The organism is Shewanella sp. TC10 (genome assembly GCF_009663145.1).
In the GTDB taxonomy this organism is placed as follows: Bacteria; Pseudomonadota; Gammaproteobacteria; order Enterobacterales; family Shewanellaceae; genus Shewanella.
Window position 1 is genome coordinate 1 of sequence record NZ_VKHR01000010.1, and the last position, 11,964, is coordinate 11,964.

An 11,964-nucleotide genomic window follows, 5' to 3' on the forward strand; every position below is an offset into this window, starting at 1 on the left:
MWAGCAAGCTCAAGGCCCATAACTGTTCCTGGCACGCCTACTGCGAGACCATGCTCACGGCTCAATTTAGGATTAGCATTACCTTTTTCATCTAAAAAAATATCTTTATGGGCTTTTGCTGGCGCAGTTTCTCGATAATCAATAGCAATAGTTTTGTTTGATTCAGCTATATGCACCATCATAAAACCACCGCCACCGATATTACCGGCACGTGATAGTTAATTAACTGTTAATGCGGCTACTTCCTGTAACTCACTAAGTTAATTCATTGATTGCTTAATGAGTTCATTGTAATAAATGGATGGAATAGAGATAGATAAAAAACTGGCAGAAACAAAAACTTCACAAACCCGGATTTTTAGACAAAAACTCAAGCACTTGTTTTATATGCAAAAATAGATAAAAAGGTAAGACATTAAGTATATTAGCTAAACGAATACCTACACCAATGTGAGATAAGTCTCACAAACAGAAGTAACAGTTAGCTTGAAGGTTTTCCCAACTTAAACTGCTTTTTTAACATTTGTGCAAACATCACCCAATCAGCTAATAGACTATAAAGGGGGTACTCAAACGTTGCAGGTCGGTTTTTCTCAAACACAAAATGCCCTACCCATGCAAAGCCATAACCAATCACGGGTAAAAGCCACAGTTGCCACCACTGTTGGTTAATAAGCGTTAAAACGATCAATGCTATGATTAAACCACTTCCAACATAATGCAGTCTTCTACAAGTGGCATCTTGATGCTGTGATAAATAGAAAGGGTAAAACGACTTAAAATCTTGATATTTTTTTTCACTCATCTTATCGGCTCTACTTATAAATTATTGTGTTTGCGATTGATGCTAAACAGAACTGTACGCAAATTATTGTCCACAACATGACAGTTCTATTTACTTGGATAAACTAGAATTTCACCATCGACACTACCGATTGTTAGCTCAGATAAATGATTAAAGCCTTCACGAGCAAATAATTCTGCATGCTTAGGGTTATTCACAAAAACACCGATACCATCAAGCTCAGGCTGCTCGTCACACCAACTTAACACTGCCTGAACCAGCTTAGAGCCATTACCTTTACTCTGCTCAATTGGCGATAAAGCAATAAATTGCAAAATACCATATTGCTTACTCGGCAAGCTTTCTAAAATACTGTGCTCTTTTTTTATAAGTGCTTGGGTCGAATTCCAACCGGTACCTAACACCATTTTCAAACGCCAATGCCAATAACGGCTCTCACCTAATGGCACTTGATGAGTTATGACACAGGCTACTCCAATAAGTCTTTCACCATCGAACCAGCCAATTAAAGGTTGTTCTTGTTGCCAAAGTTCCGTTAACTCCTCGCGAATAGAGGCGCGTAGTTTCTGTTCGTAACTCGCTTGGTTTGTAGTTGCAAGAGCTTCAATAAAGAAAGGATCATCATGGTAAGCGTTATAAATAATTGATGCCGCCACGCGTAAATCTTCTGCAGTTAAATAAACAGCTCTGTGTTCTTCTAACGTGTTGTGTTCCATGTTTACACTCTTTACTAAACCAAGTTAATAGTTACAACTTAACAAGTTTAAAACATATTGCAATTTTAATGCGGTCACCTAGGCTTAAAGATATCTCAATAGCCAAGTACACGATAAATTGGGGATTAAAATGGATACAACTTCGGCAACACTTGCTCATTTATTTGAACAACTAGGATTGGATTCATCAGATGCGGGAATAAGCGTTTTTCTATCGCAACATACCATCAATGCAAATACGAATTTAATTGAGGCAGACTTTTGGAATAATGCCCAAAGAGCCTTCTTAGAAGAGAGTTTAAAAGATGACGCCCAGTGGTCAGAACTTGTAGACCAACTGGACGTTTTGTTAAGACAATAACTAAAGCTTCGCCGTCATTTAAACCATTTAAGTGCGATGACGCGAAATCGCTTCATTAAATTTTTTGATACGCAGTGTCACCCCAACCGACTAGCTTATTGTCACTAATGACAACTGGAGTACACTCATCTTTAGTAGTCTTGCCGTCGCCTTTACTCCATTGAGTACGGTAAAAGAGTACATTTACTTCTTTCTTAGGGCTCTCGGCATCAGCTTGAGTGACATAAGCTTCACTAAAATCAGCAGTCCCCATTAATACGGTAACTTGATCTCTCGCCATACCTATAGTGAGTTTAGATAAATTTGTTCTGTTTGTTTCCTGTTGTTTTTCCCAATATGAATGACTGCGTTTGCCTTCATGATCACCCACATTCAACACACAACCACTCAATGAAAGACTGCTTACAGCCATTAAAAACGCTAAACCCAATTTTGCTTTCATGATACTTCCTTATTATTTAAATGATTCTCACGTAATTTCTACTCAAACTGCTTTTGAGATACGTTATAATGTTGTCTATTATCATTAAGCTAAAAGCGTGCCAATATTTATATTGTTGATTTTATTAAACATTATTTAATTACTATTAATAAGTAAGTATTTTCACTAATCCATATTGAGGATTTTAACCAATTATGAGTCCAATCGAACAAGTCCTCGCCGCAGCGAAAACCATTGCATTGAATGGCCATACGCCGACTATGGCATTAGTTAAAGGTAAGCTCGGTGGCAAAGTCCCCATGCCTTTGCTCATCCAAGGGTTACAACAGTTTAAAGCTATCCCAAAAGATCAATGGCAGACCTTGCCAGATTTAGGTGATGCACTTGAATCAACCAAACCTTCAATCCAATCAGATTCACAGCTTATCGAACAAAAGTTGCTTGCTCAGATGCAACAAATGAAAAACGAATTTGAAGATAAGGTTAATTTACTTGAGCAACGTATTAATCAGTTAGAGAATCAATTAGAGAACCAATTAGAAAACCAATAGTCATTGTTTAATTGAAGTAAGTGCTTTAAATAGCAATCAGTTAAATACTTGGTGTAAGAAGTTAATAGCTGACAATAAAGTCAGTTGCGCTAATTCATCTCATGAACCACCCAAAAGTTAAACGGAACCCCATGTTTGTCACAGAGCTAAGATTTGAATGTTTTGCGGATACGACTATCACCGCAGCCGAAAAAGCCATTAACCATTACCTCGAATCTTTGCGAGCCAACGGTCAAGTATTGGGAAGAGAATTTGCCGTCGCATTTAATGAAGGTGAGTTTAAAGTTCGGTTATTAATGCCAGAAAAAACCAGTCTATCAAGTCGCCATAATAGCCCTTGGACGAAACAAGCGTTAAATCAGCTCACCGAAGCTAAACTACTTGCTCCTCGAGAAAAGTTTATTGGCCAAGATATCAACTCTGAAGTTAGCAATTCAGAAACCCCAAGCTGGCAAGTGCTTTATACAAGCTACGTTCATATGTGCTCGCCAATAAGAAGTGGTGATAACTTGTTGCCTATTCCCCTTTATCAGATCCCAGCAAGTTTTAATGGCGATCATAAACGGGTTATTCGCTGGCAAACAGAATGGCAAGCTTGTGATGAATTACAAATGGCTGCAGCCACAAAAGCCGAGTTTGCCGCTTTAGAAGAGATTACCAGCCATAAAAGTGACTTATTCAGAAGAGGTTGGGACATACGCGGTAGAGTTGAATTCATCACTAAGATACCGACTTATTACTACTTATACCGAGTAGGAGGCGAAAGCTTAGCCAGTGAAAAAGAACGCGCCTGCCCTCGTTGTGGTTCTAAAGAATGGCGTTTAGATGAACCCTTACTCGATATGTTTCATTTCAGATGTGAGCCTTGCCGCATAGTATCTAACATCTCTTGGGATCATCAGTAAATTGTTATGAAACCAAAAAAATAAAGCCAGACATTTGTCTGGCTTTATTATCTGTTATAAATACCCCGTTAATTGCTCATAACCTGATTAAATTATGATTTTTTGCCTTTAATCAAATCAGCCCACATCATTTTCATTCGTTGCCAAATGCCTGGGTGCGCGACATAGTTATCTTCAACAATTGGTTCAACAGGTGGCATCACACGAGGGGTCAATCCATCAATAAATGCCGCTAAACTGTCAGCGAGTTTATCTTTAGGCTTATCACCAGGAATTTCAATCCACACGCTGCCGTCTTCATTATCTACGGTTATCATTTGATCGCCATCACCTAACACGCCAACAAACCAAGTTGGTGCTTGTTTAAGCTTTTTCTTCATCATCAAATGACCAATCACATTTTGTTGCAAAGATTCAAAGTCTTGCTGATTCCAAACTTGCAGTAGCTCACCTTCTCCCCAAGTTGAATCGAAATACAAAGGCGCAGAAAAATATTCGCCATAAAATGCATTAATGTCTTGGTGCAGTTTAAGCTCTAATGCATGCTCTACATTACTGAAATCTGAGCTGTTTTTACGTTTAACTGTTTTCCAAAAAACCGCATCATCTGATTCAAGATCATACTTACCTTCAATACAGGCGGATCCTTGCCCAAGTGGGAAATAACGGGGAAACTCGCCTAATACATCCTGATAAGCTTGAATATAACGGCTAGAAAAATGATCCAATGAAGTTGAACAAGACACTTAAGATGCTCCAATTTTGGGTTATAATATAAGTCTATTTTGACACGGAAACAGACTAGATGACACACAATCACGACCCCTATAGTGATGCAGATGCACTTAAAGGACTGACTTTAGGTCAAACGACGCAATATCAAGCAGAATATGATGCTTCACTGCTGCAAGGGGTTCCTCGTAAACTGAATCGCGATGCCATTGAATTAACTGATACGCTTCCTTTTCAAGGCGCAGATATCTGGACCGGTTATGAACTGTCTTGGCTGAATGCCAAAGGCAAACCAATGGTTGCCATTATTGAAGTTTACCTCGCTATCGAAAGTGATAATTTAATCGAATCTAAATCGTTTAAACTGTATCTCAACAGCTTTAATCAAACACGCTTTGAATCAGTTGAGCAGGTACAACAAACGTTAGTTACTGACTTAAGCCAATGTGCCAATGGTCAAGTGACAGTCAAAGTCATTGAACCTAAGCATTTTAATACTCAACGCATTGTCGAATTACCAGGTAATTGTATTGACGATCTTGATATTGAGGTGGATGACTACGAGTTTAATCCTGACTATCTACAGGACAGTACTGAAGATAAAAACGTTGTCGAAACGCTCACATCTAACTTATTGAAATCAAACTGCCTTATCACCTCACAGCCAGATTGGGGTAGTGTCATGATCCGTTATCAGGGTCCTAAGATTAATCATGAGAATCTACTTCGCTACTTGATTTCTTTCCGCCAACATAACGAATTCCATGAGCAGTGTGTCGAACGTATATTTACTGACTTAAAACGCTACTGTAACTGTACTAAACTAACAGTATATGCCCGTTATACTCGACGTGGCGGTTTAGACATTAACCCTTTCAGAAGTGATTTTGAGCAACCACCTGAAACACATCGTTTAGCAAGACAGTAATGGTTCTCTAAAAATAAAAAAGCCTGCATTAGCAGGCTTTTTGTTAAATTGTACTTTCATGCTGATATACCGTTTGAATACTCGACTCAATGATTTCTCTCAGCCATTTGTTAGCAGGATCATGATGATGCTTAGTCGGCCAAATACTAAAAATAGAGATTTGCTGGCTGCTAAAAGGTAACTCCATCAAGTTGAGTTTAAAAATCTGCTGGTAACTCTTTGCATAAGTATATGGCGCGATACAAATGGCATCGGATTTACTTACACTCGATAACATCGTCAGCAATGATGACTTCTCTCCATACATTTCACGAACAGGCAAATGTGCAATTGAAATCAATTCTGCAACCCGTTGATTCTGTCGATGTAACCGATAAAACAAGTGCTTCGCACTAAAGTAAGATGCTTCATCAATACCATGTTTAAATACCGGATGGTTATCACGAGCAACACAAACCAGCCTTTCAGTGGCAAGCTGTTTGCTGGAAAAACTGGCTTCTGCTGGTGCAACAATATCAATAGCTAAATCAATATGCTGTTTCTTTAAGGCCTCGTATAAATCATCTTGCTCATAAATGGCTTCGATAAAAATAATTTCAACTCCTTTATCAGCCAGTTGTTGTTCAATACTGGACTGGATAAGGTCAATTACAGACTCATTAGCACTAACATGAAACACACGTTTTGAATCAAGCGGGTTAAACTCTTTAACGCTCATAATGCACTGTTCAATTCCCATCAGAGATGGATTCAGGGATTGATATAAATGATTTGCCATCGCTGTCAGCGCAATACCACGACCTTGCCTGACAAATAGCTCAGCGCCCACTACCACTTTAAAACGATTAACAGCATTACTCACTGAAGATTGAGTTAATCCTAAATGCTCTGCAGCTAAGGAAATGGATTGGTATTCACAAACACAGCAAAATACCCGTACAAGATTGAGATCAAACTTTGCAAGTTCATCATCTGTTTTTCTGTGTGCGTTAACACCACCTGGCAGCATGCTCTACCTCCATTCAATTAAGTAATTACGATAAATTTATCATCAATACATTCACAAAATAAATACCTTAACCCTCTTTTGCCATAGTTATCCTCAGTTATTAAATTGTTAACCTAATCATAATCAATTTAAATAGCTGAGGCTTAACATGAAAAAATCACTACTTGGTTTAGCAATTACCATCACCTTTACCGCACAGGTATCAGCAGCTCAACACGAACATGACCACATTACTGTTGACTATCATGGTAAGCCAGCAACTGCCGCGACCACAGAGTTCAACAAAGAATTAGCCAAGACGCTCAATTTTGACGATAAAGCGGCCTTTGAGCGTTTTAGTAAAAATAAGATTGCAGCATTTGATGAGGCAACGGCAAAGATACTACGCGCAGAGTTCACTTTTATCAGTGAAGAACTGCCAGACTCTGTAAACCCTTCTTTATATCGTCAAGCCCAGCTTAATATGGTGCCAAATGGTTTATACAAGGTACAAGACGGTATTTACCAAGTACGTGGTACTGATTTATCTAATCTCACCTTAATTCGCGGCGAGACTGGCTGGATTGCTTATGATGTTTTGCTAACTAAAGAAGCCGCTCAGCAATCAATTAAGTTTGCATTTGAGCACTTACCCGAAGGTAAAGACTTGCCTATCGTTGCGATGATTTACTCTCACAGCCATGCTGACCACTTTGGTGGCGCTCGTGGTGTGCAAGAACTTTATCCTGATGTCAAAGTTTATGGTTCCAATAATATCACCGCTGAAATTGTTGATGAGAACGTGCTAGCGGGCAACGTCATGAGCCGCCGCGCCGCATATCAATATGGTGCGACCTTAGGCAAGCATGATCACGGTATTGTTGATGCAGCTTTAGCGAAAGGTTTGTCAAAAGGTGAAATCACTTATGTTAAACCTCACTACGAACTCAATCAGCAAGGCAAGTGGGAAACCTTAACCATTGATGGACTAGAGATGGTATTCATGGATGCATCAGGCACGGAAGCTGCCAGTGAAATGATCACATATATTCCATCAATGAAAGCACTTTGGTCAGGCGAACTCACCTATGATGGCATGCACAATGTCTATACGCTTCGAGGCGCTAAAGTACGCGACTCATTGAAATGGTCGAAAGATGTTAATGAGATGATTAATGCCTTTGGCGATGAAGTAAATGTATTATTTGCGTCGCACTCTGCGCCAGTGTGGGGCAATGATGAAGTGAATCATTATCTTCGTATGCAGCGCGATAACTATGGTTTAGTCCATAACCAATCTATGCGCTTGGCCAACCAAGGTGTCGTCATCCAAGACATTGGCGATGCCATTATGGAAACGATTCCACAGAAAGTACAAGACGAATGGTACACCAACGGCTATCACGGTACTTATAGCCATAATGCCAAAGCGGTATATAACATGTACTTGGGTTATTTCGATATGAACCCAGCCAATTTAAACCCATTGCCGACCAAAGCTGAAGCCGAAAAGTTTGTTGAATATATGGGCGGCGCTGACAATGTCGTGCAAAAATCGAAACAAGATTTCAGCCAGGGCGAATATCGCTTTGTCGCTACCGCGCTCAATAAAGTCGTTATGGCAGATCCACAACACCAAGTCGCTCGTGACTTACTGGCTGATACCTATGAGCAACTCGGTTATCAAGCGGAAGGCGCTGGCTGGCGTAATATCTACTTAACTGGCGCACAAGAGCTACGAGTAGGCATTCAAACTGGTAGCCCTAAAACAGCCTCAGCCGATGTCATTAGCGAAATGGATATGCCAACACTGTTTGATTACTTAGCTGTGCAAGTTGATAGTATCAAGGCAGCAAGCCTTGGGGATATTACACTTAACGTAGTTACCCACTCAGGCGATAAAGAAACCAAGCAAACTGATAAGTTATTTGTTGAAATGAGTAACGGCAACTTAAGTAACATCAGTGTCGATACCCTTAAAAAAGCTGATGCTACGCTAACGGTTAACAAAAGCGATGTGGTCAAAGTATTACTTGGTCAAACGACAATGAAAGCGCTATTAGAGTCTGGTGATGCAACAATGGAAGGTGATCCTAAAGCCTTTGCCAATATTGTTTCAAGTTTAGTTAAATTTGAACCTGACTTTGAAATTGTGCCATTAAAGTAACTCAGCCTGAAATGTTTAAGTGCTGATGAATAGTCAAAAAAGAAGGTCGCTTAGCGGCCTTATTTTTTTCTGTCGCAAACACCATCAACAGATAACGAAATACAACTAGTTATTAATGTTAGTACTAATACTCGTATTAATTAAATCAATCCAACTCACTTCTTTCGCAATAACATCCACTTGATTCTCAACTCCACAATCTAAGCTTATGGCGAAACGGTAAACTTGATCAATGCGGCCTAAATAACACTGCCAATTGGAAGTAGTCACATATTCAGTCTGCTCGGCTTCACACTGCTCGTCTTCACACCGCAACCCTAAAGGGATCTTGTCTGACAAACACAACTCCTTTGGTAAAGTTTGAGTGTTTAGCAAGCATTGATATGTAACTGGCACTGAATGAAATTGTAGATTATTAAGCTCAAATGCAAACGATTTAAGTGACAATGCCAAACCTAAGCCCTTGGCTTTAATGTAAGACTCTTTTAAAGACCATAAATCAAAGAAGCGCTCTCGTTGCTGTTTTTCCGGCAATGCCAATAACGCAGCCTCTTCAGGTTTTGAAAAGTAGTGATTTAGAATGGAATGAATGTTCGTTGTTTCACGGCGGCGCTCAATGTCTACTCCAAGTTCTATTTCTGTTTGCTGTTGAGCTGCGCCATTTGTGTTTACCACCCCAATTAACAACCAGTCGCCACTGTGGCTAAGATTAAAGTGCAAACCCGTTTGCGCAAACTGCGCAGCCGTTAATTTCGGTTTACCCTTTTCACCATATTCAAATTGCCACTCATCTGGTTCAACACTAGCAAAATGCGATAACACACTGCGTAAATAACCTCGCACCATTAAGCCTTGCTCTCTAGAGGATTGCTGAATAAAGCGATCAACCTTTTTGACCTCATCTTCAGGCAGCCATGAACGCACGATAGATGCACTCGATTCATCTAATAAATCAGTATTAAGGGGACAGAAAAATAATTGGATGGCGGTTGACGGATTCAATCTAGGCTCGGGCTAAATAGGTAATGTTCCATTGTCGCTTGTTTTAGGAAGCTATTTCAACAAGCAAGGTAACTTATCTATCTGGTTGTGGAGGTAATATGCTGATGTTTAACCGTCAAAACATGGGATGACTGAGCTAAAGCAGCCCCTAAATCCTCCCTAATTTACTCGATAATAAAAAGGGCTGAGCAATGCCCAACCCTCACTCGTTTTACCTTATATATAAAAGGCACTCGTTACTCTGCCAGAGCTTTTACTGCCTTTTGAGGAAGCACATCGTAGTGACTAAAGTGCATCGAGAATTGCCCTTCACCACCTGTCATCGATTTAAGGCGAGTGGAATAATTACTCACATTCGCCAGCGGTGCTTCAACACTCACTTCTACTAATCCATTGCTGTTAGCTTGAGTGCCGCACACAATACCCCGTGCAGAACTAATGTCACCTGTGATTTCACCGACATGGTTTTGAGCCACATGAATTTGCATATCAACAATGGGTTCTAAAATAACCGGCTGAGCGAGTTTTACCGCTTCCATAAAGGCTTTTTTACCCGCCATAACAAAAGCAATCTCTTTTGAATCAACACTGTGATGCTTGCCATCAAGCAAGGTGACTTTCACATCCTGTAATGGGTACCCACCCATTTCACCCGCTAACATGGCTTCGCGAACGCCCTTTTCAACGGCTGGAATGTACTGGGTTGGAACAGATCCGCCCACCACTTTGGAAACAAACTCAAAACCTTGCCCACGGGCTAACGGTTCAACTTTCAATTCAACTTCGCCAAATTGGCCAGAACCACCAGATTGCTTTTTATGACGATATCGATACTCCGCTTCAGCCATAATGGTTTCACGGTAAGCCACTGCTGGGGTATCGGTATCCATGTCGACATTAAATAAATTTTGCGCTTTCTCTAAGGCTATTTGAAGATGTAAGTCACCTTGTCCTTGCAGCACTGTTTGACCTTCAGCTTCGTTGCGACTGATTTGTAAACTTGGATCTTCAGCCACCAGCTTATGTAATACTTCCGATATTTTTTGCTCATCACCACGGCGTTTAGCAGAGACTGCCAAACCAAAAATAGGTTGCGGGAATTTAAGCTCTGGTAAATGAAACTCATCTTCATCATGGCTATCATGAAGCACAGCGCCAACAGATAAATCTTCAAGCTTAGCAATGGCGCAAATATCACCAGGCAATGCTTGATTGACATTGATTTGTTTGTCGCCTTGAAGTTTCATTAAATGAGACACTTTAAACGGCTTGCGACCGCTACCAATAAACAATTTCATTCCCACAGAAATCGTACCTTGATACAAACGAAACACGCCCATACGACCAAAGAACGGATCTATCGCCACCCTAAATACATGAGCTAAAACATGGTCTGAGGCTTTTTGAGTGACATCTATCGGTTTAGCTTCATCGCCGTAGCCTTTAATAAATTGCGGCGGGTTCGCTTCAAGTGGGTTCGGCATTAACTTAACCAGTATTTCTAACAAGGAACTGATCCCAATATCTTGCTCAGCACTGGTAAAGCAAACTGGTACTAAGTGTCCCATTCTTAAGGCTGTTTCTAATGGCGCATGCAATTGCTCTGGCGTAAGTGATTCACCTTGCTCTAAATAAAGCTCCATTAAGGCTTCATCTTCTTCAAGTACAGTATCAACGAGTTCATCTTTTGCTTGAGTAGGATGGCTGAATAAGGTCTTAGCAGTATCGTCACAATGTAAATAGCAATCTACCACATCATCGACCAGACTATCTGCAGTGGCATTGGGTAAGTTAACCGGTAAACAACGGTGACCAAATTGATGCTGAATATCCATCATCACATCTGATACTTTCTGTTCATTACCATCCATGTGATTTATCGCGATGACTACCGCTTTACCTTGGCTTCGAGCAGCTTCAAATGCTCGCTTAGTGACGGACTCAATGCCAACGCTTGCATTCACTACCAACAAAACCGATTCAACACCTGGTAAGGGTAATAGTGCACGTCCAAAGAAGTCGGGTAATCCGGGAGTATCGATAAAATTGATGTGGTGAGATTGATAATCAAGATTTAAAAATGAAGGTTCTAAACTGTGTCGGTGAGATTTTTCTTGGGCAGTGAAATCAGCATGATTTGTACCCTTATCGACCCTGCCTTTTAAAGTGATTGCATCTGCGCGAAAGAGTAACGCCTCGAGTAACGAGGATTTTCCTGCGCCTGTGTGTCCGAGCACTGCCAGATTGCGGATTTGCTCAGTGGTAAACTCAGCCATGATGGCCTCCTTTGTTCACATTATTAAACTATCCATATCTTTGTCTTACTATACCCATGTTACCTCAAGATGCTTTGTCAGGCACAAGCTC

At 40.4% G+C, this 11,964-nt stretch carries 12 protein-coding genes and 1 pseudogene; 5 read left to right on the forward strand and 8 right to left on the reverse strand.

The window, feature by feature from the left end; translation table 11 throughout:
* The 3 genes and pseudogenes from FNZ24_RS05165 to FNZ24_RS05175 all read right to left on the reverse strand — a co-directional run.
* Positions 1 to 218, reverse strand: a pseudogene (locus tag FNZ24_RS05165) (gamma-glutamyltransferase); the annotation flags it as partial.
* A gap of 263 nt (positions 219 to 481) precedes the next feature.
* Complete coding sequence (locus FNZ24_RS05170) at positions 482 to 805, reverse strand: DUF962 domain-containing protein (protein WP_153913399.1); 324 nt, start codon at positions 803 to 805, stop codon at positions 482 to 484.
* Positions 806 to 891: 86 nt separating this feature from the next.
* Positions 892 to 1,521: a GNAT family N-acetyltransferase gene (locus tag FNZ24_RS05175; RefSeq protein ID WP_153913400.1), complete on the reverse strand. Its 630-nt coding sequence runs from the start codon at positions 1,519 to 1,521 to the stop codon at positions 892 to 894.
* 130 nt (positions 1,522 to 1,651) lie between these two features.
* Here FNZ24_RS05175 and FNZ24_RS05180 point away from each other — a divergent pair, with 130 nt between their 5' ends.
* Positions 1,652 to 1,882 (forward strand): DUF2789 domain-containing protein, encoded by a 231-nt coding sequence (locus FNZ24_RS05180; protein ID WP_153913401.1) that lies wholly within the window; start codon positions 1,652 to 1,654, stop codon positions 1,880 to 1,882.
* Positions 1,883 to 1,937: 55 nt separating this feature from the next.
* Here FNZ24_RS05180 and FNZ24_RS05185 read toward each other — a convergent pair whose 3' ends face one another.
* Entirely contained in the window at positions 1,938 to 2,324 is a 387-nt protein-coding gene (locus FNZ24_RS05185; RefSeq protein ID WP_153913402.1) for a DUF3192 domain-containing protein, read from the reverse strand.
* Between the two features lie 194 nt (positions 2,325 to 2,518).
* On the opposite strand from FNZ24_RS05185, the gene FNZ24_RS05190 reads away from it, so the two are divergent.
* Both FNZ24_RS05190 and FNZ24_RS05195 read left to right on the forward strand, forming a co-directional pair.
* The gene (locus tag FNZ24_RS05190; protein ID WP_153913403.1) at positions 2,519 to 2,875 is read left to right on the forward strand and encodes a hypothetical protein; all 357 of its coding nucleotides are present in this window, start codon (positions 2,519 to 2,521) and stop codon (positions 2,873 to 2,875) included.
* Between the two features lie 131 nt (positions 2,876 to 3,006).
* Positions 3,007 to 3,780, forward strand: coding sequence for a Zn-ribbon-containing protein (locus tag FNZ24_RS05195; RefSeq protein ID WP_153913404.1), 774 nt, complete (start codon positions 3,007 to 3,009; stop codon positions 3,778 to 3,780).
* A gap of 92 nt (positions 3,781 to 3,872) precedes the next feature.
* On the opposite strand, the gene syd is transcribed toward FNZ24_RS05195, so the two are convergent.
* Positions 3,873 to 4,526 (reverse strand): SecY-interacting protein, encoded by a 654-nt coding sequence (syd, locus tag FNZ24_RS05200; protein ID WP_153913405.1) that lies wholly within the window; start codon positions 4,524 to 4,526, stop codon positions 3,873 to 3,875.
* Positions 4,527 to 4,585: 59 nt separating this feature from the next.
* Here syd and queF point away from each other — a divergent pair, with 59 nt between their 5' ends.
* Positions 4,586 to 5,440: an NADPH-dependent 7-cyano-7-deazaguanine reductase QueF gene (gene queF / locus FNZ24_RS05205; RefSeq protein ID WP_153913406.1), complete on the forward strand. Its 855-nt coding sequence runs from the start codon at positions 4,586 to 4,588 to the stop codon at positions 5,438 to 5,440.
* A gap of 43 nt (positions 5,441 to 5,483) precedes the next feature.
* On the opposite strand, the gene FNZ24_RS05210 is transcribed toward queF, so the two are convergent.
* Positions 5,484 to 6,449, reverse strand: coding sequence for a LysR family transcriptional regulator (locus FNZ24_RS05210; RefSeq protein ID WP_153913407.1), 966 nt, complete (start codon positions 6,447 to 6,449; stop codon positions 5,484 to 5,486).
* 148 nt (positions 6,450 to 6,597) lie between these two features.
* On the opposite strand from FNZ24_RS05210, the gene FNZ24_RS05215 reads away from it, so the two are divergent.
* On the forward strand, positions 6,598 to 8,595 hold the full coding sequence (locus FNZ24_RS05215) for an alkyl/aryl-sulfatase (RefSeq protein WP_153913408.1): 1,998 nt from the start codon (positions 6,598 to 6,600) through the stop codon (positions 8,593 to 8,595).
* 105 nt (positions 8,596 to 8,700) lie between these two features.
* Here the strand turns inward: FNZ24_RS05215 and FNZ24_RS05220 are convergent, their stop codons facing one another.
* Both FNZ24_RS05220 and fusA read right to left on the reverse strand, forming a co-directional pair.
* Positions 8,701 to 9,597 (reverse strand): 4'-phosphopantetheinyl transferase family protein, encoded by an 897-nt coding sequence (locus FNZ24_RS05220; RefSeq protein WP_228768385.1) that lies wholly within the window; start codon positions 9,595 to 9,597, stop codon positions 8,701 to 8,703.
* Positions 9,598 to 9,833: 236 nt separating this feature from the next.
* Positions 9,834 to 11,873, reverse strand: coding sequence for an elongation factor G (fusA, locus tag FNZ24_RS05225; protein WP_153913409.1), 2,040 nt, complete (start codon positions 11,871 to 11,873; stop codon positions 9,834 to 9,836).
* Positions 11,874 to 11,964: the final 91 nt, after the last annotated feature.